Origin of the sequence: Flavonifractor sp. An306 (assembly GCF_002159455.1) — a bacterium.
Lineage (GTDB): Bacteria > Bacillota > Clostridia > Oscillospirales > Oscillospiraceae > Flavonifractor.
On the sequence record NZ_NFIQ01000017.1, the window covers coordinates 22,537 to 42,144 of the forward strand.

Below are 19,608 nucleotides of genomic sequence, written 5' to 3' on the forward strand. Positions count from 1 at the left end.
GGGCTGGCGGATTTTGCATAAAGTGATGCATAAAAATTCTATTTAGCTGTAGCGGAGTTTTGCCTCTGCGGACGTGTGAGAGGCGCATATATGGTCAAAAAAAGGGGGGAACGGGGGTTCAGCCGGCGCTATGCACCTGATAAAAAGGCGGCATGGACAGATGGCGCGGGGGCATGCCGCCGTTGGCCATGCACTTATTTTCGCTTGGAAATGAATCGCCCTGTATTTTCCAGAAACCAGAAATATGGACTTGGTGTTGACAAATTATGAACTGAGTATTGACAAATTATGAACGTCTGTTATTATTATACATATAGCCTCGGCAAGCTTTGCCGAAAATTGGAGGTATGTATGAAAAAAGCAATCAGTATCCTGCTGTCGGCAGCCATGCTGCTGGCCCTGGCCGCCTGCGGTAACGGCGGCAATCCCTCCGGCGCGCAGAACAGCACTGCCCCCCAGGGCAGCGAGGCCCCTTCCGGCTCTGAGGCCGGCGACACCTTTAAGATCGGCATTGTGACCGGCACCGTCTCCCAGTCCGAGGACGACCGCCGGGGCGCCGAGGCCTTCCAGGCCATGTACGGCGAGGACCGTGTGGTTCTGGCCACCTATCCTGACAACTTCACCGATGAGGTGGAGACCACCATCCAAAAGATCGCCGGTCTGGCCGACGACCCCGACATCAAGGCCATCGTCGTCAACCAGGCTGTCCCCGGCACCACCGAGGCCTTCCGTCAGGTCAAGGAGCGCCGCCCCGACATCATCTGCATCGCCGGTGAGTCCCACGAGGACCTGCCCGAGATCGGCTCCGCCGCCGACCTGGTGTGCAACAACGACTTCGTGGCCCGCGGCTACCTGATCATCCGCACCGCCCATGAGCTGGGCTGTACCGACTTCGTGCACATCTCCTTCCCCCGCCACATGGCTTATGAGACCATGAGCCGCCGCGTGGCCGTCATGCAGAAGGCCTGCGAGGAGTTCGGCATGGAGTTCCATCAGGAGACCGCCCCCGATCCCACCTCTGACGTGGGCGTGGCCGGCGCTCAGGCCTACATCCTGGAGAAGGTGCCCGAGTGGGTCCAGAAGTACGGCACCGAGACCGCTTACTTCTGCACCAACGACGCCCACACCGAGCCCCTGCTGAAGCAGCTGTTTGAGTACGGCGGCTACTTCATCGAGGCCGACCTGCCCTCTCCTCTGATGGGCTACCCCGGCGCTCTGGGTCTGGACCTGACCGAGGAGGCCGGCGACTTTGAGAAGATCCTGGCCAAGGTGGAGTCCGCCGTGGTCGAGGCCGGCGGCGCCGGCCGGTTCGGCACCTGGGCCTACTCCTACGGCTACACCACTTCCGCCGGTCTGGCCCAGCACGCCATGAACGTCATCAACGGCGAGAGCGACCTGACCGATATGGACGATATCGCCAAGGCCTACGAGGTGTTCTCTCCCGGCGCCGAGTGGAACGGCTCCGGCTACACCAACGCCACCACCGGCGTCAAGTCCGAGAACATCTTCCTGGTGTACCAGGATACCTACATCATGGGTGATCCCGGCTACTACATGGGTTCCACCGAGGTTGAGGTGCCCGAGGAGTACTTCACCACCGCCTGATCTATTTCTCCGATGGTTCATTCAAACAGCAGGGGAAGGAGTTCCTTCCCCTGCTGTTTTCAAAGCGTGAGAGGAGTAGAAAAACACTATGGAAAACAACAATGCTCCCTTGCTGGAAATGCGGAATATCAAGAAGGACTTCTTCGGCAACCAGGTTCTGAGCGACATCAATATCACCCTGGGGCCCGGCGAGGTGCTGGGCCTGGTGGGTGAGAACGGCGCCGGCAAGAGCACGCTGATGAAGATCCTCTTTGGTATGGACGTCATCCGGGAGACCGGCGGCTATGAGGGAGAAATCAGGCTCAACGGCCAGGCGGTGAAATTTGCCACCCCCTTTGAGGCGCTGGCTGCCGGCATCGGCATGGTACACCAGGAATTTTCCCTCATTCCCGGCTTTACCGCCGCCGAAAACATCCTGCTCAACCGGGAGCCCACCAAGCCCAACATTGTCTCCCAGGTCTTTGGCCCCCGGCTGGACACCCTGGATTACAAGACCATCTCCCAGCGGGCGGACCAGGCCATCGACAAGATGGGCGTGAAGATCAGCGGCGATATGGTCATCAGCGATATGCCCGTGGGCCACAAGCAGTTTACCGAAATCGCCCGGGAGCTGAGCAAGGACCAGCTGAAGCTGCTGATTCTGGACGAGCCCACCGCCGTGCTCACCGAGAAGGAGGCCGAGGCCCTGCTGACCTCCATCCGAAGCATGTCGGCCCAGGGCATCTCGGTCATCTTTATCACCCACCGCCTCCATGAGATCCTGTCCGTGTGTGACACGGTGGTGGTCATGCGGGACGGCTATGTGGTGAAGGAGGCCCCCGCCAAGGAGCTGGACGTGCAGGAGATCACCCGCTGGATGGTGGGCCGCAATGTGGAGAGCGCTGCTTCCGCCGCCGATGTGCGGGAGCTGCCCGACGCCAAAACCATCATGTCCATCCGTAAGCTGTGGGTGGACATGCCCGGCGAGACGGTGCGCAACATCGACCTGGATATCAAAGAGGGCGAGATTTTGGGCATCGGCGGCCTGGCCGGCCAGGGCAAGCTGGGCATCCCCAACGGCATCATGGGCCTGTACGAGGCGGGAGGAACGGTGGAGTTTGAGGGCAAGCCCATTCCCCTCAACAGCCCCCGCAAGTGCCTGGACGCCTCCCTGGCCTTCGTTTCGGAGGACCGCCGGGGGGTGGGCCTGCTGCTGGACGAGTCCCTGGAGTGGAATGTGGCCTTTGGCGCCATGCAGATCCAGAACAAATTCCTCAAAAAATTCGGCCTGTTCACCTGGCGGGACGAGCGGGCCATCCGCGCCGTGACCGACAAATATATCGACGAGCTGAAGATCAAGTGTACCGGCTCCAAGCAGAAGGCCAAGGAGCTCTCCGGCGGCAACCAGCAGAAGGTATGCCTGGCCAAGGCCTTCGCCCTGCAGCCCAAGTTCCTCTTCGTCTCCGAGCCCACCCGGGGTATCGACGTGGGCGCCAAGGCCCTGGTGCTGGAGGCCCTCAAGCGGTTCAACCGGGAATTCGGCGTGACCGTGGTGGTGATCTCCTCCGAGCTGGAGGAGCTGCGCCAGTGCTGTGACCGGATCGCCATTGTCTCGGGCGGGCGGGTTGCCGGCATCCTGCCGGCCACCGAGTCCTCGGAGGCCTTCGGTACGCTGATGGTCAGCCAGGTGGTATAAGGAGGATGTCATGGACAAAACAGATATGGAAAAAACACTGGAAAACCGGGATTTGATGGAGCGCTTCAGCTTTGCCTCCCGCTTCGGGCTGCCCCGAACCATCATCGCCGGGTTTGTCCTGCTGCTGTTCATCATGGCCCCCATCGTGGGCGCCGACCTGACCATGCAGGTGGGCAACGTAATCAACCGCTTCAGCTGGAACGCCGTGCTGGTGCTGGCCATGGTGCCCATGATCCATTCCGGATGCAGCCTGAACTTCGGCATCCCTCTGGGGATCATTGCCGGCCTGCTGGGGGGCACCCTGGCCATCCAGCTGGGCGCCACCGGGCCGGTGAGCTTCTTCATTGCCATCCTGCTGGCCACCCCCTTCGCCCTGCTGCTGGGCGGCGGCTACGGCTGGCTGCTCAACCGCATCAAGGGCGGCGAAATGATGATCGCCACCTATGTGGGCCTGGCCTCCATCGCCTTTATGTGCATGATGTGGCTGCTGCTGCCCTACACCAGCCCCACCATGGTGTGGGGTCTGTCCGGCAAGGGCCTGCGTACCACCATCTCCCTGGACGGCTTCTACGGCGGGGCACTGGCCAACTTCCTGCAGATCCCCATTGACCCGGCCAACGGCCTGTACTTCCCCACTGGAGCCATCCTGTTCTTCGCCTTGCTGGCCTTGGGCATGTGGGCCTTCCTGCACACCAAGACCGGCACCGCCATGACCGCCGTGGGCTCCAACCCCCTGTTTGCCCGGGCCTCCGGCATCAACGTGGACAAGATGCGCCTGCTGTCGGTGATCATGTCCACCTGGCTGGGCGCGGTGGGCATCCTGGTCTATCAGCAGGGCTTCGGCTTCATGCAGCTGTACATGGCCCCCAATAACATGACGCTGCCCACGGTGGCCGCCATCCTCATCGGCGGCGCCGCCGTCAACAAGGCGACCATCCCCCATGTGATCATCGGCACCATCCTCTACCAGAGCGTGGTCACCCTGACGCCCACCGTCATGACCGCCATGATCCACATGGACGTCAGCGAGGTGGTGCGTATCATCATCTCCAACGGCATGATCGTCTACGCGCTGACCCGCAAAGTTAAGGGGGGTTCAAGATGAAGCGGAAACAAACCTCCAAAGTCAGCCTCAAGCGGCTGCTCCAGGACAACTCCGTCCCCATCATGTTCGTGCTGATCTGTCTGGTCTGCCTGCCTCTGGCGGGCTACTCTCCCGCCTACCTGCTCAATGAGCTGGTCACCCGTATGGGGCGCAACACCTTCCTGATCCTGGCCCTGCTCATCCCCATCATGGCGGGCATGGGCCTGAACTTCGGCATGACCCTGGGGGCCATGGCCGGTGAGATCGCCCTGATCCTGGTGGTGGACTGGCAGATCTGGGGAATTCCCGGCATCATCCTGGCCATGATCATCTCCATCCCCATCTCCATCCTGCTGGGCCTGTTCTGCGGCAACCTGCTGAACAAGGCCAAGGGCCGTGAGATGGTCACCAGCTACTTCATCTCCTATTTCATGAACGGCGTCTACCAGCTGGTGGTGCTGTTCCTGATGGGCTCCATCATCCCCATCATGCACAGCACCCTGAAGCTGCCCCGGGGCTACGGCATCCGCAACACCGTCAGCCTGCTGAGCATGCGCCAGCAGCTGGACAACCTGCTGGCCATCAATGTGGGCGGCGTGAAGATCCCGGTGCTTACCTTCCTCATCATCGCGGTGCTCTGCCTGGTGATTATCTGGTTCCGGCGCACCAAGCTGGGCCAGGACATGCGGGCGGTAGCCCAGGACATGAACGTGGCCCGGGACGCCGGCATCAACGTGGACCGCACCCGCATCATCGCCATCGTCATGTCCACGGTGGTGGCGGGCTTCGGCATGATCATCTACCTGCAGAACCTGGGCAACTTCCCCACCTACTCCGCCCACACCCAGATCGGCACCTTCAGCATCGCGGCCCTGCTGGTGGGCGGCGCGTCGGTGGAGAGAGCCTCCATCGGCAACGCCTTCCTGGGCGTGACCCTGTTCCACATGATGTTCATTCTGGCCCCCGAGGCCGGCACCGCCATCACCGGCGACTCCATGATCGGCGAGTATTTCCGTACCTTCGTGTCCTACGGCGTTATCACCGTGGCCCTCATCATGTATGAGAGCAGAAAGCACCGGGCCAAGAGCCAGACCGGCTATCTGCTGGCCCTGGCCCAGAAGGAAGAGGAGGCGCGTGCGAAATGAAGAGCCGCAGACTGATTTTTCAGCTGGCGCTCCTCCTGATCCTGGTGGCTATCTGCGCCGTGATGATGGTCATTGGCCGGGGTCACACGGTATACTTTGACAACAAAGCCGTGGAGTACCAGGGTACCACCTATGAAGCGCCCTATAAGATTGAGATTCATGTGGGCAACAATGCCGACGGCGACGCGCTCTCCAAGCTCTACGATAACGAGCGTGCCTCCGCCGACCAGATTGGCCAGAAGATTACCGTCACCCTGATCATCACCCAGGAGAAGGGGGGCGACGAGCAGCCCCCGGTGACCTACACCATTCCCCTGCCCTACGGCATGGATGGCCCCATCATCAACCTGCCCGCCTACCTGGCGGGCCTGCCGGAGGAGGCCTACCTGTCCGAATTCATCCCCGTTATCACCGAGGAGCCCGAGGAGACCGTGGTTATCGACGACGGCATGGGCCTGGGCGATTTCTGATTGCAGCTCCAATCAAGCGAGGGCCGGAGGCGACCGCCTCCGGCCCTTTCACATGGTAGTGCGTTGACTTTGAACGGTAGGGACAGTATAATAGGTCCAATTATACACGGATGGAAGGGGGGCGGCCTATGCCGCCGCGCAAGGACAGCCAGACGCTGGATCATCTGCTGCATCAGATGGATTTGGCCTTTACCAACGTCACGGGGCAAACCATCTCCTTCATCGACCAGTCGGGCAGCTGGCACGGGCCGCTCCGGCTGGAGCGCTTCACCCAGTTCTGCCGCTGCGTGATGGATAGCCCCGAGGGGGCGGCCCGCTGCCGGGCCTGCAACCACACCATGGGCCTGCGGGCAGGGGACGGGGTGGTGGTGGAGTGCTGCCACATGGGGGTGAGCGTCATCTCCATGCCGGTGCCGGTGGAGGAGGAGCGGTCCATTTATCTCTCCTACGGCCAGTTTCTCACCCAGGACACCCAGGCGGAATTTTACCGCCGGCTGGAGGACAGCTGCGCCCAGCTGGGCCTGGACTACGGCCGGCTGCAGAAGGCGGCGGCCGAGCTGCGGGTGCTCTCCCGGGAGGAGCTGGACGCCCGGGTCCAGCTGCTGCGGATCTTCGCCTCCTATCTGGCGGTGAGCCAGTCGGAGCTGCGTACCCGGATGGAGTACGCCCAGCAGATGGAAAAAAAGCTGGAGCTGGAGCGCAAACTCCACTCCATGGAGTTTAAATTCCTCCAGTCCCAGATCAGCCCCCACTTCCTGTTCAACACCCTGAACCTGCTGATGCGCACCGCCTACCGGGAGAACGCCGCCCAGACCGCCGGTCTCATCTGCGACCTGTCCGATCTGCTCCGCCGGGCTTACCGGGCCAAGGACTCGGTGTGCACCCTGTCGGAGGAGCTGCTGTGCGCGGAGAAGTATCTGGCCATCCAGAGCCAGCGCATGGGGCCGGAATTCTCCTACGAGATCGACTGCCAGCCCGGCGGGGAGCGGGTGATGATCCCGGTGCTCACCATCCAGCCCCTGGTGGAAAACGCCATTGTCCACAGCATGGCGGATGAGGAGCGGCCCCTGCGCCTGTCGGTCAGGGTCCGGCTGGAGGAGGAGCTGCTGCGCATTACCGTCTCGGACAACGGCGACGGGATTCCCCAGCCGGTGCTGGAACAGCTGGAGGAGGGGGGCGGCGAGGGCTCCGGACTGCGCAACGTTTCCGACCGGCTCAAGCTGTTTTTCGGCCCCGAGGCCCGCATGGACATTGCCAGCCGGCCAGGACAGGGCGCCACCGTGGAGCTGCTCTGCCCCCTGGACAGGGAAGGGGGCGTAGGCCATGTATGAGATTCTGGTGGTGGAGGACGAGTACGCCGAGCGGCGGGAGCTGGCCGAACTGATGGAGGCCCTTGTCCCCGCCCGGCACATCCGCTGCGCCGCCACCTGCGAGGCGGCCATCCAGATGATCGACCAGCTGGCGCCCGACCTGATTTTGCTGGACATCATGCTCAAAGGCCGCTCCGGCTTCGAGGTGGCCCAGTATGTCCGCAGCCGGGGGCCGGGCCCAGCCGCCCCAGCTGTGGCCCAGCCTATGCTGCGGCATGACCTCCGGTCTGCCCCAGCCGCTGCCCCGGCTCCCCGCCCGGGTGGTGGTGGTCCTGCTGTCCGCTCCCCTGTCCCCGGAGGAGGGGGAGGCCCTCAGCGCCCAGGCCGGGCCAGAGCTCCGGCTGGAGTGCTACGGCCGGCGGGTGGTGTGCTACTGCCCGGAGGGAACGGCGGAGCCTCTGGAGACCGTCGGGCGGCTGCTGGCAGAGTGGACGCCCCTGCTGCCCGGCCGGTGCCGTCTGGCCCGGGCGGGGGTGGGAGAGCCGGCCGCCGGGCCGGAGGAGCTGGCGGAGAGCTACCGCACCGCCCGCCTGGCCGCCTGCAGCGGCCCCCTCTTTCCCCAGCGGCTGGTGTGCCGCTATACCCCCTGGACGGGGGAGTGGGAGTCCTATCCCGACCAGGCGGAGGCCCGCCTGATCCGGGCCCTGCGGAGCGGGGAGGATACCGTCCAGCCAGCCGGACAGCTGTGCGCCCGGCTGCTGAGCGGCTGCCGGGGGGACGCCGCCATTCTGGAGGGATGGCTGGAGCTGTACTGCGCCGGGCTGCGCCGGGCCTGCGGACAGGTGGGGGCGGACTGGCGGCCGGAGCTTGACCTGGAGGCCTGCTTCACCCCCAGGGAACTGTCCAGACGCATGGAGGAGCTGGCCGACCGGGCCGCCGGGCTGCTGGCCCCGGACAGCCGGGCCGACCACCCCCTGGTGGCCCGCACCATGGCCATTGTGGAATCCCGCTATCCCGAGCCGCTGAAGCTGGAGGGGGTGGCCCGGGAACAGTTCGTCAGCTCCGCCTACCTGGGGCGGATCTTCCACGCCCACACCGGCCAGACCTTTCGGGACTACCTGACCCGGGTGCGGCTGGGCCATGCCGCCCGGCTGCTGGAGGAGGGGGCTTCGGTTTCCGCCGCTGCCGCCGCCGTGGGCTATGAGGATCCCAATTACTTCAGCCGGGTGTATAAGAAACAATTTGGATACCCGCCCAAGGAGGGGCGCAGGTAACGGCCGGGCCGGATGGCCCCGGGCCTGCGCATCCGGGCGGGTATTTCCATACCGTGGACGCCGCACCGGCGGGGGAGGTATAAAAAAGTAAGAACATCAAAAAAGTCCTGGTATTTCTGCTGCCTGCAAGGAAAAAATAGTGGGATCTCTTTGCGGATTCGGCGCTTTTTTGCATGGGAATCCGGCTCCAGATCTGGTATGGTATAGAAAAAGGATCCTCTGTTCCACCGGGATCCGCACAGACGAAACAACCGGAGAGAAAGAGGAGAGCAGTATGACACAAGAGGAACTGCTGCAGGCGCTGGCCTCGGAGATTGAATGTTCCACCGGCTGCACCGACCCGGGCAGCGTATGCCTGGCGGCGGCGGCCGCCGCCCACGCCTTGGAGAAACCGGCGGAGGAGATCCAGGTGCTGGTCAGCCCCAATATCTACAAAAACGGGGTGAGCGTAGGCATACCGGGTACCGGACGGGTGGGCCTGGAGCTGGCCGCCGCCCTGGGCGTGCTGCTGGACCGGCCCCAGCGGGGGCTGGCCATTCTGGAGGAGGTCACCGGCGAGATGGTGTGCCGGGCGGAGGAGACGGTGGCCGCCGGCCGGGTGACGGTGAAGTACGGCGAGACCCCCGACCCGCTGTACGTCCGCGCCGTGGTGCGGGCGGGGGAGGACGAGGCCCAGGCGGTGATCATGTATGACTACTCCAACGTGGTGGAGCTCTCCCGCAACGGCCGGGTGCTGCTGTGCCGGCAGGGCGGCGCCGGAGGGCCGCTCCCCTGTCCCTTCCAGGGGCATACGGTGGAGGAGCTCTACCGACTGATTTGCTCCATGGAGCCAGAGGCCTTTGACTTTCTGCTGGAGGGAGCCCAGCGCAACAAGCAGGCGGCCCTGCGGGATCTGGAGGACCCCACCCGTCGGCTGGGCCGGACCATCCGGGCCTGTACGGCCATCCAGGACAAGGGCCCCCTGGCAGTATGCGGCGCGGTGCGGGCCTATACCGCCGCCGCCGGGGAGGCCCGCATGGGCGGAATGAACGTGACCATCACCGCCATCACCGGTAGCGGCAACCACGGCATCACCAATTTTGTGGGGGTGCTGACGGCGGCGGAGGAGCTGGAGGCCACCCGGGAGCAGACGGCGGTGGCCCTGGCCATCAGCTCCATGATCACCATTTACATCAAGGGATATATCAAGCGCATGACCGCCTTCTGCGGCTGCGGCGTGGCCGCGGCCACCGGCATGGCCGCGGCGGTGACCTATCTGCTGGGCGGCGGGTATGAGCAGTCGGTACAGGCCATGCAGACGGTCATCGGCACCATCGGCGGCATGTTCTGCGACGGAGCCAAGAGCTCCTGCGCCTACAAGCTGAGCACCGCCGCCGCCATGGCGGTACAGGCGGCCTATCTGGCCATGGCGGGCTGCCATGTGCCCGCGGGAGAGGGCATCATCGGCAAGACTATTGAGGAGACCTTTGCCAACATCGGCCGGCTGAACGACCCGGGCATGTTGGAGACCGACCGGGTGATGGTGTCCATCATCGCCCAGCGCCGGGCGAAGGGGTAAGGGAAAGGAGGACTGACCTGTGATCGTATTGAAGGGACGGGTGCTGGACGGCAACGGAGGCCCGCCCATAGAGCAGGGCGCGGTGGTACTGGAGGGGAACCGGATCCGTCTGGTGTGCCGCCAGAGCGAGCTGCCGGAGCTGGAGGGGACCCAATGCTATACCACCCAGAACGCCACCATTCTCCCCGGGCTCATTGACGCCCACGTCCATATGGGCTGGGGGAGCGCCACGGCGGTGGAGTGGCTGAGCATGACTCCCCAGCTGAGCATGGCCCGGGCCCTGCGGGACATGGCCCAGCTGCGGCAGCAGGGCTACACCGCCTTCCGGGATCTGGGCAGCGACGTGATCCTGCTCAAGCCGGCGGTGGCGGAGGGCCTGCTGGATGTGCCCCGCATCTTCGGGGCGGGGAAGATCCTCTCCCAGATCGGCGGCCATGGGGACGTGTACCAGAAGCTCTCCCTGGAGGGGAGCCTGGGGGCCTACAGCCCCGCCTTCCTGGTCACCGGGGAGGACGAGGTGCGGCGGGCCTGCCGCATCAACGCCCGCAACGGGGCCGACCTCATCAAGATCATGACCACCGGCGGGGTGTTTTCCCAGGGCGACAAGGCCACCCCCCACAGCCACTTCAGCGCAGCTGAGATCCGGGCGGCGGTGGAGGAGGCGGAGAACATGGGCAGCTATGTGTCCACCCACGCCCAGGCCAACCGGGGCATCAAGATGGCGCTGAAAAACGGGGTAAAGTGCATTGAGCACGGCTTCTATCTGGACGAGGAGTGCATCGAGCTGATGCTGAAAAACGACTGCTTCCTGGTGCCCACCCTGGCCATTATGCACGCCTCCAAGACCTATTTTTCCCGCACCCCCGGGGTGCTGCCCTACCTGCGGGAAAAGACCGAGCGCTCCTATGAGGCCCACTACCGCTCCCTGGAGATGGCCCGCAAGGCCGGCGTACAGGTGGGCGTGGGGTGCGACTTCCTGGGGGACGAGAGCTTCGGCTGTCCCTACAGCCAGGCCACCCTGGAGCTGGAGCGGCTGTGCGCGGCGGGCTACACCCCCATGGAGGTCATCTCCATGGCCACCAAAACCAACGCCAGGCTGCTGCTGATGGAGGATGAGCTGGGCACCCTGGAGCCGGGCAAGCTGGCCGACGTGCTGCTGGTGTCGGGCGACCCGGGGACGGACATCCAGGTGCTGCGGCAGGAAGAGAATGTGAAGCTGGTCATTCAGGACGGACGGATCGTGAAAAACGGTTTGGACAGCCAAACCCGGCAATGAGAAGGAGGAACGGTATGGACACTATTTTCTACAACGGCGTCATCCGCACGCTGGACAAGGCCTATCCCCAGGTCAGCGCCATGGCGGTGAAGGACGGGGTGATCCTCCGCCTGGGCACCGACCAGGAGGTTCTGTCCCTGGCGGATGCCAACACCAAAAAGATCGACCTGGAGGGCCGGCTGATGCTGCCCGGCTTCTCCGATACCCATCTGCACATGCTCTTTTACGCCACCTTCAAGCGGCGCATCGACCTGGTGGACACCACCAGCTATGAAGAGGTGGTGCGCCTGTGCAAGGCCGACGCGGAAAAGGCCCGGAAAGAGAATCGCTGGGTCATCGGCTGCAACTTCAACCAGGTCAACTGGAGCGACGTGAACAAGATCCCCGACCGCCACGACCTGGACGCCATCGCCGCCGACGTGCCCGTGTTCCTGCAGCGGGCCTGCGGCCATATCGTCTGCCTCAACACCAAGGCGCTCCAGCTGGCGGGGCTGTGGGACGAGCGGGCGGATACCACCCAGCATACCATGGACTTCGGGGAGGACGGCCTGCCCAACGGCTACGTGCGGGAGAACTCCGCTATGTGCGTGCAGAGCTGCTGGGAGCGCTTCACGGTCAATGACATCAAGGAGATGCTGGTCACCGTCTGCAAGGAGGCGGCCTCCAAGGGTATCGTGCAGGTACACAGCGACGACTTCAACCTGGTGGCCGACGACGACTTTGCCGACGTCATCCAGGCGTACAAGGAGCTGGCGGAGGAGGGGCGGCTGCCCATCCGGGTCAATGAGCAGATCCGTTTCCGCCGGGCCGAGCAGATCCAGCGCTTCCTGGACATGGGCTACCGGGCCAACGACACCCTGGGCCGCTTCAAGTTCGGGCCCATCAAGTTCCTGTGCGACGGCTCCCTGGGCTCCCACTCCGCCGCCATGCGCCAGCCCTACCGCAACGACCCGGGCACCAAGGGCCTGCTGCTGTTCGGCGACGAGGAGCTGTATGAGCTGGCCGAGCTGGCCTACACCAACAGCTTCCATCTGGTGGCCCACTGCATCGGCGACGCCGCCCTGGAGCAGATGCTCAACACCATCCAGCGGGTCTCCCGCACCCACCCCTATCCCGACCGGCGCAACGGCATCATCCACTGCCAGATCATGGACCAGGCCCAGCAGGACCGGTTCAAGGAGATGAATCTGGTGGCCTATGTGCAGCCGGTGTTCCTCAAGGCCGACTCCAAGGTGGTGGACGACTGCGTGGGCCCCGAGCTGGGCAGGCAGAGTTACAACTGGCGGCGGTATGAGGACCTGGGGGTACACATGTGCGGCGGCTCGGACTGTCCGGTGGAGCCCTTTGACGTGCTGCCCAACCTGTACTACGCCGTCACCCGTCGGGACGGGCGGAACGGCCCCCAGTGGTACCCGGAAAACGGCGTCACCCTGGAGGAGGCGGTGGAGATGTTCACCAGCGAGGCCGCCTACGCCTCCTATGACGAGGACCGCTACGGCACCCTGACGGTGGGCAAGTACGCCGACCTGGTGGTGCTGGACCGGAATATCTTTGAGCGTCCCCTGGAGGAGCTGTTTGACACCCAGGTTATGCTGACTATGGTAGAGGGAGAGATCGTGTACCAGCGCGGCTGAAAGAGGGGCCGCACAACGAGAAACGGAGGGAATTGTGTATGAAAAAGAAGCATTGGGGCATTGACAGCGTGGTGGTAGGCCTGGCCCTGTTTTCCACCATGTTTGGCGCGGGCAACCTGATTTTCCCGCCCCAGATTGGCCTGTCCACCGGTACCCAGTGGCTGCTGGGTGCCATTGGTATCCTGATCACCGGCGTCATCCTGCCGGTCACCGCCTTCTGGGCGGTAAACAACGTGGGCGACGTAAAGACCCTGATGGGCCACGTCCACCCCAGGTTCTACGACTGGTTCTACGTCATCGGCTGTATCCTGGTGGGCATGGGCTCCACCCTGCCCCGGTCGGGCGCCACCACCCATGAGCTGGCTATCCAGCCCCTGTTCCCCAATGTCCCCATCTGGGTGACCATGGTGGTGTTCTTCGCCCTGGTGCTCTTCTTCGCCTTCGACAAGAACTCGGTGGTGGATAAACTGGGCAAATACCTGACCCCTCTGCTGCTGATCGTGCTGGCCATCGTCCTCATCAAGGGCGTGGTCTCCCCCATCGGCGTGCCCCAGGAGGTGGATAACCCCAATCCCGTCACCTCGGCCATGCTCACCGGCTACCTGACCGGCGACCTGACCGTGGGCCTGATGTGCGCCAACATCTTTATCAGCGGCCTGGTGCTGAAGGGCCATCGGGACGAGAAGGAGCGCAAGCGCTGCGGCATCCTGGTTGGCCTGGTCAGCGTGGCCTCCCTGGGCACCATCTATGTGATGCTCACCTACATCGGCGCCACCGGCGGCGCCTACTATGACCTGAGCACCCCCCAGACCACCCTGCTCTCCGGCCTCATCGGCCAGACTCTGGGCGTCGTGGGCATGGGCTGCATGGGTCTGGCGGTGGGCCTGGCCTGCCTGACCACCGCCGTGGGCATCGGCACCACCGGCGCCATGGTGGTAAACGAGGTCTCCAAGGGCCGCATCCCCTATCGGGTGTGGATCGTGGTAGTCTGCGTGGTGGGCGCGGTGTTCGGCTCCTTCGGCGTACAGAGCATCATTGACTACGTGACCCCCATTTTCCTCATCATGTACCCCATCTGTATCGTCTTTACCGTGCTGGGCCTGCTGGACAAGTGGATCCCCAACGACGGCGTGTACAAGGGCGGCATCATCGTCTCCGGCGTGGTGAGCGTGGGCGACGCCATCCTCAGCGTGGCGCCCAACTTCACCGCCCTGCGCAATGTGATGGGCTTTATCCCCCTGTTCGAGCAGGGCTTCTCCTGGCTGGTGCCCACCATCATCGGCATGATCGTGGGCGGCATCATCTGCCGCGGCAAGCCCCGCTACTTCTATCAGCCCGCTGAGACGGCTGACAGCGCCCAGTAAAAAGCACCGGTACAAAAACACGCACCGCGGCAGGGCCGGCCGGCCCTGCCGCGGTGCGTTTCAGAGAGAAGGAGCAATATGAACAGCATCAAGCAAGAAAAACCGGCCGCCGCCCTCTCCAAACCCTGGGTGGTGGGCCTGGCGGCCTCCTTTTGCTGCCTGCTCTGGGGCAGCGCCTTCCCGGCGGTCAAGATCGGCTACCGGCTGCTGGACATCGGCGGGGAGGACTCCGCCGCCCAGATCGTCTATGCCGGCCTGCGCTTTTTCATCGCCGGGGTGCTCATCGTCCTGTTCCACTGCCTGCGGGAGCGGCGGTTTGTCTGCCCCAAGCGCAGCTCCTGGCCCATGGTGGCCAAGCTGGGTCTGGTGCAGACCGCCGTGCAGTATTTTTTCTTCTACATCGGCATGGCCCACACCTCGGGGGTGAAGGCCTCGGTGATCACCGCCTCCAACGTGTTTTGGGCCATCCTCATCTCCGCCCTGGTGTTCCGCTTTGAGGCCCTGGGGTGGAACAAGCTGCTGGGCTGCCTGTGCGGGTTTCTGGGCGTGGTGGTCATCAACCTGTCTGGCGGTTCCCTGGCGGGGGGACTCTCCCTGGCGGGGGAGGGGGCCATCTTCCTGGCCGCCGTGGCAAACGGACTGGCCGTGTCCATGTTCAAGTTCTATTCCGCCCATGAGGACGCCTTTGTGCTGTGCGGCTATCAGTTTGTGCTGGGCGGCCTGCTGCTGCTGGCCGGGGGTCTGGCCGGCGGGGGCGCGCTGTCCGGCTTTGACCTGCCCTCCCTGCTGATTCTGGCCTATATGGGCGTATTGTCGGCGGTGGCCTATACAATTTGGAGTATTTTAACCAAATATAACCCTGTGGCCAGCGTGACCATCTACGGCTTTCTCAATCCGGTGTTCGGCGTGCTCCTGTCCGCCCTGCTGCTGGGGGAGCAGAACCAGGCCTTCACCGTCTATGGACTGGCGGCCCTGGTGCTGGTGTGCCTGGGCATCTTCCTGGTCAACCGGGCCAAGGGCTGAGGCGGCTCAGGCCGGGGGAGCTTCGCTTTCGGGCAGCAGCAGGATAAAGCGGCTGCCGCCGCCCGGGGCGGGCTCGGCCCAGACCTGCCCGTTGTGCAGCTCGGCAATGGCCCGCACCAGGGAGAGCCCCAGTCCCGCGCCTCCCAGCTGGCGGGAGCGGGAGGGGTCCACCCGGAAGAAGGGCTCAAATACCTGCTGGAGCAGTTCCTGGGGGATCCCGATGCCCTGGTCGGTGATCTCCACCCGGAGAACGCCGCCGGCGCAGGCAGCGGAGACCGTCACGGACCGTCGGGACGGTTGTATTTGACGGCGTTTTCCACCAGATTGAAGAGGGCCCGCTCCAGCAGGGTGCGGTTGCCCAGGACGGTTCCAGGCTGGGCGTGGAGCTGGATGGAGACTTGCTGCTGCCGGGCCTGGTTCAGCAGGTCTTCCACCGTATCGGCCAGCAGCTGGGGTACGTCAACCCGGTCCCCGCACTCCAGCGTGTCCATGTTGCTCAGGGCCAGCAGATCGCCCACCAGATCGGACAGGCGCTGGGTCTGCTCCTCCAGCACCCGCAGCAGCGCGTCGGTTTCCGGCGTGCTGCACAGCCCCTTTTTCCGAAAGAGGGCCATGCGGGTTTTGAGCACCGTCAGCGGCGTGCGCAGCTCATGGGCGGCGCACTGGGAAAAGCGCTTCTGCCGGGCAAAGGCCTGGCTGAGATTTTGGGACATCTGGTTGAAGGAGACCGTCAGGCCCGCCACCTCGTCTCCGCTGGAGGGCACGGGAAGGGGCCGGTCCAGATCCGCCGCGGTCCTGCTGCGGATCTGCTCGTCCAGGCGGCGCAGGGGGGAGAGGGCCTTCCCCGTGAGCCAATACACCATCAGACAGCCCACGGCCACGATCACCCCCATGGCCAGCAGGCTCTGTACCCGGAAGAGCCTGCGCACGGGGAGGGTGGACTGGGCCAGGGACAGCTCCTCCATGGGGGGCGAGCCGGCGGTTTCCAGCGCAACCGCCGGATGGAGGGGAATGGCCTCAATGGCGTCCGCCATCTCATAGGCGTAGTAGTTGTGGCTGAGGGTCAGAAGCAGACAGCAGGCGGCCAGCAGCAGGCCGCACACCAGGGTCACCCGCAGGCGCAGGGAGAGACGCTGTTTCACCGCTCCACCTCCAGGCGATAGCCCTGACCGATCTTTGTCACAATGGGGTCGTATCCAAGGGCCTGGCGGAGCTTTTTCCGTAGAGAGGAGATGTGCATGCGCACAGAGTGGCTGAAGGGGTTGGAGTCGCTTTCCCAGATGTGGTCCAGCAGTTCCTCCTGGCTGACGGTCCGCTCCGGGTGGAGCATCAGGTATTCCAGCAGCTCAAATTCCTTGCGGGTCAGGGGGAGCGCCGCCCCGTCCGCCGTGATCTCCCGCCGCCGGGCGTCCAGGGTCAGGGCTCCGGCGGAAACGGCGGCGCTCCTGGGGGCAAAGTTCCGGCGTAGCAGGGCCCGCACCCGGGCCTCCAGCTCCTCCAGCTCAAAGGGCTTTGTCAGGTAGTCGTCCGCCCCCAGGTCCAGACCGGCCACCCGCTCCGACAGCGCGCTTCTGGCGGACAGAATGAGCACCCGCAGCGCCGGCTTCTCCTGCCGGATGGCCCGCAGAATGTCCAGCCCGTCCATGCCCGGCAGATTTAAGTCCAGGATCACCAGGTCGTAGGGTTCCACCAGAATATGTTCCCATGCCGTAAGGCCGTCGTAACAGCGTTCCACCGTGTAGCGCTCCAGCTCCAGGTCCTCCGCGATATCGTCGCACAGCTGGCGCTCGTCCTCCACCACCAAAATTCTCATAACAAAACTCCCGGCGTTTTTCTGACAAGATATCATAAACTGGGTCAAATCCGTGTCAAGCATTCCTTGACACGGATTTGACATGTTGTATGGTACCATATCCCCCGTCAAATGAAAACACAGGAGGAATTTTCATGCAGAAAAAACGTGTTGTAGCCGCCGCCCTGGCCCTTTGCCTCACCCTCGGCGCCTGCGGGAGCAAGGAGCCCAGCCGGGAGGAGGTGGAGGCGGCCATCCGGGACGGCTCCGTCACGGTGCAGGACGCGCTGGACAAGGGTTGGATCACCCAGGAGTGGGCGGACAGCTATCTGGAGGAGAACTCCGTGCCAGCGGCGGATAAAGTGGCCATCAACAAGGTGGGCGACTTTACCACTCAGACACTGGCGGGGGAGGAGTTTACCAATGAGGACCTTCCCTCCGTGGCCTTCGTGGCCTTTCTGGACCCTGAGGACGAGGGCTTTGCCGACTTCTATCAGGCCCTGAGCGATGGGGCGGAGGGCGTCCGCTCCGCAGGGGCCGACATTGTGGTGTGCGTCAAGGGCGACATGGACGCCCAGCTGTTTCAGGACGCGCCCTTTTCCATTGTGGCGTACAACGACTCCATGAAAGAGGCCCTGGCCCAAAATGACGAGATGGCCTCCGGCATTCCCTGTACCGGCGTCTGGTACGTGAACGGCTCTCTCATTTCCGCCTGGAGCTCCTCGCTGGACGGGGAGACGCTGTCGGAGAGCGCCGGCAGCTATGTGTCCATGGGTCAGGAGAGCGGCGGCGAGACAGAGGACGGCATGGCGGCCGTCACGATGGGGTGAGCGGGGAATGAAGAGAAGTTCCGTTCTACTGCTGCTGGCCGGGGCGGTCCTCATCGCGGCGGGGGTGCTGCGGGAGGAGCACGTCACGGTGCTGCACAAGGGCGTCAATCTGTGTCTGGAGTGTGTGGGCATTGGCTAGAGAAAAACGAAGCGGAGGCCGCTGGAAGATTCAGCTGCTGGCCACGTTGGCCTGCAATCCCTTTCTGTCCAACTTCTTTAAAGGGAAATTATACCGCGGCCCCCTGAAAGGCGTGTGCGTTCCGGGGCTGAACTGCTACTCCTGCCCTGCCGCCGCGGCGTCCTGCCCCATCGGCTCCCTGCAGGCGGTGGTCGGCGCCCCCCAGTACCAGGTATCCTACTACGTTGTGGGCATCCTCATCTTTCTGGGCGCACTTCTGGGGCGCGGGATCTGCGGCTTTCTGTGCCCCTTTGGATGGTTCCAGGAGCTGCTGCACAAGCTCCCCACCAGGAAATACAGCACCCGCCGGCTGCACGGGCTGACCTATCTGAAATATGGGGTTCTGGTGGTGTTTGTGATCCTGCTGCCCATGACGGTGGTCAATGAGGTGGGGCTGGGCGACCCCTTTTTCTGCAAATATCTCTGCCCCGCCGGGATCCTGGAGGGCGGGCTCCCTCTGTCGCTGGCCAATGAGAGCATCCGGGCCAGCCTGGGGACGCTGTTTACCTGGAAGAGCTGCCTTCTGGTTGGGGTGGTAGTGCTGGCCGTCTTTTTCTACCGGCCCTTCTGCAAGTGGCTCTGCCCCCTGGGGGCCTTCTACGCCCTGTTCAACAAGCATGCCCTCTGCCGCCTGTCCGTCGATCAGGACCGGTGCACCGCCTGCGGCGCGTGCAGCAGGGCCTGCGGCATGGATGTGGACGTGTTCCGCAGCCCCAACCACACCGAATGTATCCGGTGCGGGGACTGCATCCGGGCCTGCCCCCATCAGGCCATCCGCAGGACCCCGGACCTGCGGGCAACACACAAAAAGGAGTTGAGCCGATGAAAAAGAGCATTTGTATCCTGCTGGCCGCCGGCCTCATGGCGGGCCTGAGCGCCTGCTCGTCCTCCGACGATACGCTGGTCTCCAAGACCCCCTTTCCCGCCTTTTCCGAGCTGGATACCCAGGGAAACACCGTGACCAGCGATATCTTTGCCGATTACGACGCCACCATCATCAATTTCTGGAACAACGGCTGCGGCACCTGTATTGAGGAAATGCCCGAGCTGGAGGCCTATTATCAGGACTTCAAGGAGCAGAACATCAACCTGATCGGCGTGGCCTCCGACTCGGGAGAGAGCGATGAGCAGCTGGAGACCGCCCGGGAGATTTTGGCGGAAAAGGGCGTGACATACACCAATCTGTCCCCCGACCCGGACAACGGGCTGTACCAGGACTTTATTTCCCAGCTGGCGGGCTATCCCACCACCTATGTGGTGGACAGCGAGGGCAACATTGTGGGAGCGCCCATCATTGGAAACGTAAAGGCCCAGGAGGATACCCTGAACGCCCGCCTGGAGCAGGCCATGGGCGATTAACAGCAAAAGGGTACAGAACAGGAGAGAGGGA

The 19,608-nt window shown here is 63.8% G+C and carries 19 protein-coding genes; 16 read left to right on the forward strand and 3 right to left on the reverse strand.

What is annotated here, in order from left to right:
- Positions 1-351: 351 nt before the first annotated feature.
- The 12 genes from B5F88_RS06015 (at position 352) to B5F88_RS06070 (ending at position 15,418) form a co-directional block, all read left to right on the forward strand.
- Positions 352-1,605, forward strand: coding sequence for a DUF3798 domain-containing protein (locus B5F88_RS06015; protein WP_087342923.1), 1,254 nt, complete (start codon positions 352-354; stop codon positions 1,603-1,605).
- A gap of 88 nt (positions 1,606-1,693) precedes the next feature.
- Positions 1,694-3,280 (forward strand): sugar ABC transporter ATP-binding protein, encoded by a 1,587-nt coding sequence (locus tag B5F88_RS06020; RefSeq protein WP_087342926.1) that lies wholly within the window; start codon positions 1,694-1,696, stop codon positions 3,278-3,280.
- Between the two features lie 10 nt (positions 3,281-3,290).
- A complete protein-coding gene (locus B5F88_RS06025; protein ID WP_343286455.1) occupies positions 3,291-4,385 on the forward strand; it encodes an ABC transporter permease in 1,095 nt (364 codons plus the stop codon).
- On the forward strand, positions 4,382-5,509 hold the full coding sequence (locus B5F88_RS06030; protein WP_087342929.1) for an ABC transporter permease: 1,128 nt from the start codon (positions 4,382-4,384) through the stop codon (positions 5,507-5,509). The genes B5F88_RS06025 and B5F88_RS06030 overlap by 4 nt, the downstream gene beginning before the upstream one ends.
- Positions 5,506-5,979: a DUF6672 family protein gene (locus B5F88_RS06035; RefSeq protein WP_087342932.1), complete on the forward strand. Its 474-nt coding sequence runs from the start codon at positions 5,506-5,508 to the stop codon at positions 5,977-5,979. Before B5F88_RS06030 ends, B5F88_RS06035 begins: the two co-directional genes overlap by 4 nt.
- Before the next feature lie 128 nt (positions 5,980-6,107).
- Positions 6,108-7,310, forward strand: a complete 1,203-nt coding sequence (locus tag B5F88_RS06040) for a PocR ligand-binding domain-containing protein (protein WP_162612120.1) — start codon at positions 6,108-6,110, stop codon at positions 7,308-7,310.
- Positions 7,311-7,504: 194 nt separating this feature from the next.
- Complete coding sequence (locus tag B5F88_RS06045; protein WP_087342938.1) at positions 7,505-8,563, forward strand: helix-turn-helix domain-containing protein; 1,059 nt, start codon at positions 7,505-7,507, stop codon at positions 8,561-8,563.
- 274 nt (positions 8,564-8,837) lie between these two features.
- Positions 8,838-10,121, forward strand: coding sequence for an L-serine ammonia-lyase, iron-sulfur-dependent, subunit alpha (locus B5F88_RS06050; protein WP_087342941.1), 1,284 nt, complete (start codon positions 8,838-8,840; stop codon positions 10,119-10,121).
- 19 nt (positions 10,122-10,140) lie between these two features.
- Complete coding sequence (locus tag B5F88_RS06055; RefSeq protein ID WP_087342944.1) at positions 10,141-11,397, forward strand: amidohydrolase family protein; 1,257 nt, start codon at positions 10,141-10,143, stop codon at positions 11,395-11,397.
- Between the two features lie 14 nt (positions 11,398-11,411).
- On the forward strand, positions 11,412-13,031 hold the full coding sequence (locus B5F88_RS06060) for an amidohydrolase (RefSeq protein WP_162612121.1): 1,620 nt from the start codon (positions 11,412-11,414) through the stop codon (positions 13,029-13,031).
- Between the two features lie 38 nt (positions 13,032-13,069).
- On the forward strand, positions 13,070-14,395 hold the full coding sequence (locus tag B5F88_RS06065; protein WP_087342950.1) for a branched-chain amino acid transport system II carrier protein: 1,326 nt from the start codon (positions 13,070-13,072) through the stop codon (positions 14,393-14,395).
- Positions 14,396-14,473: 78 nt separating this feature from the next.
- Positions 14,474-15,418, forward strand: a complete 945-nt coding sequence (locus tag B5F88_RS06070) for a DMT family transporter (RefSeq protein WP_087342953.1) — start codon at positions 14,474-14,476, stop codon at positions 15,416-15,418.
- A 6-nt stretch (positions 15,419-15,424) separates the two neighbouring features.
- Here B5F88_RS06070 and B5F88_RS06075 read toward each other — a convergent pair whose 3' ends face one another.
- Genes B5F88_RS06075 through B5F88_RS06085 form a run of 3 tightly spaced genes read right to left on the reverse strand, consistent with a single transcriptional unit; the run spans position 15,425 to position 17,231 of the window.
- Entirely contained in the window at positions 15,425-15,700 is a 276-nt protein-coding gene (locus B5F88_RS06075) for an ATP-binding protein (RefSeq protein ID WP_162612122.1), read from the reverse strand.
- Complete coding sequence (locus B5F88_RS06080) at positions 15,697-16,560, reverse strand: HAMP domain-containing sensor histidine kinase (RefSeq protein WP_087342958.1); 864 nt, start codon at positions 16,558-16,560, stop codon at positions 15,697-15,699. Before B5F88_RS06080 ends, B5F88_RS06075 begins: the two co-directional genes overlap by 4 nt.
- Positions 16,557-17,231 carry a response regulator transcription factor gene (locus tag B5F88_RS06085; RefSeq protein ID WP_087342961.1) on the reverse strand — a complete coding sequence of 225 codons (675 nt, stop codon included), beginning with the start codon at positions 17,229-17,231 and terminating at the stop codon, positions 16,557-16,559. The genes B5F88_RS06080 and B5F88_RS06085 overlap by 4 nt, the downstream gene beginning before the upstream one ends.
- Positions 17,232-17,365: 134 nt before the next feature.
- Between B5F88_RS06085 and B5F88_RS06090 the strand changes: the two genes are divergently transcribed.
- The 4 genes from B5F88_RS06090 to B5F88_RS06100 are packed head-to-tail and all read left to right on the forward strand — an operon-like array spanning position 17,366 to position 19,577.
- Positions 17,366-18,040, forward strand: coding sequence for a hypothetical protein (locus B5F88_RS06090; RefSeq protein ID WP_087342964.1), 675 nt, complete (start codon positions 17,366-17,368; stop codon positions 18,038-18,040).
- Positions 18,041-18,047: 7 nt separating this feature from the next.
- The gene (locus B5F88_RS21750) at positions 18,048-18,179 is read left to right on the forward strand and encodes a CD1871A family CXXC motif-containing protein (RefSeq protein WP_275532914.1); all 132 of its coding nucleotides are present in this window, start codon (positions 18,048-18,050) and stop codon (positions 18,177-18,179) included.
- The gene (locus B5F88_RS06095; protein WP_087342967.1) at positions 18,172-19,044 is read left to right on the forward strand and encodes a 4Fe-4S binding protein; all 873 of its coding nucleotides are present in this window, start codon (positions 18,172-18,174) and stop codon (positions 19,042-19,044) included. Before B5F88_RS21750 ends, B5F88_RS06095 begins: the two co-directional genes overlap by 8 nt.
- Positions 19,041-19,577, forward strand: a complete 537-nt coding sequence (locus B5F88_RS06100; RefSeq protein ID WP_087342970.1) for a TlpA disulfide reductase family protein — start codon at positions 19,041-19,043, stop codon at positions 19,575-19,577. Before B5F88_RS06095 ends, B5F88_RS06100 begins: the two co-directional genes overlap by 4 nt.
- Positions 19,578-19,608 lie beyond the last annotated feature (31 nt).

Bases quoted from the DNA above. Each gene is read 5' to 3' on its own strand.
- B5F88_RS06090 (WP_087342964.1), top strand. From the start codon at position 17,366: ATGCAGAAAAAACGTGTTGTAGCCGCCGCCCTGGCCCTTTGCCTCACC.
- B5F88_RS06070 (WP_087342953.1), top strand. From the start codon at position 14,474: ATGAACAGCATCAAGCAAGAAAAACCGGCCGCCGCCCTCTCCAAACCC.
- B5F88_RS06040 (WP_162612120.1), top strand. From the start codon at position 6,108: ATGCCGCCGCGCAAGGACAGCCAGACGCTGGATCATCTGCTGCATCAG.
- B5F88_RS06085 (WP_087342961.1), bottom strand. From the start codon at position 17,231: ATGAGAATTTTGGTGGTGGAGGACGAGCGCCAGCTGTGCGACGATATC.
- B5F88_RS06045 (WP_087342938.1), top strand. From the start codon at position 7,505: ATGTCCGCAGCCGGGGGCCGGGCCCAGCCGCCCCAGCTGTGGCCCAGC.
- B5F88_RS21750 (WP_275532914.1), top strand. From the start codon at position 18,048: ATGAAGAGAAGTTCCGTTCTACTGCTGCTGGCCGGGGCGGTCCTCATC.
- B5F88_RS06020 (WP_087342926.1), top strand. From the start codon at position 1,694: ATGGAAAACAACAATGCTCCCTTGCTGGAAATGCGGAATATCAAGAAG.
- B5F88_RS06025 (WP_343286455.1), top strand. From the start codon at position 3,291: ATGGACAAAACAGATATGGAAAAAACACTGGAAAACCGGGATTTGATG.
- B5F88_RS06060 (WP_162612121.1), top strand. From the start codon at position 11,412: ATGGACACTATTTTCTACAACGGCGTCATCCGCACGCTGGACAAGGCC.
- B5F88_RS06035 (WP_087342932.1), top strand. From the start codon at position 5,506: ATGAAGAGCCGCAGACTGATTTTTCAGCTGGCGCTCCTCCTGATCCTG.
- B5F88_RS06065 (WP_087342950.1), top strand. From the start codon at position 13,070: ATGAAAAAGAAGCATTGGGGCATTGACAGCGTGGTGGTAGGCCTGGCC.
- B5F88_RS06050 (WP_087342941.1), top strand. From the start codon at position 8,838: ATGACACAAGAGGAACTGCTGCAGGCGCTGGCCTCGGAGATTGAATGT.
- B5F88_RS06100 (WP_087342970.1), top strand. From the start codon at position 19,041: ATGAAAAAGAGCATTTGTATCCTGCTGGCCGCCGGCCTCATGGCGGGC.
- B5F88_RS06030 (WP_087342929.1), top strand. From the start codon at position 4,382: ATGAAGCGGAAACAAACCTCCAAAGTCAGCCTCAAGCGGCTGCTCCAG.
- B5F88_RS06015 (WP_087342923.1), top strand. From the start codon at position 352: ATGAAAAAAGCAATCAGTATCCTGCTGTCGGCAGCCATGCTGCTGGCC.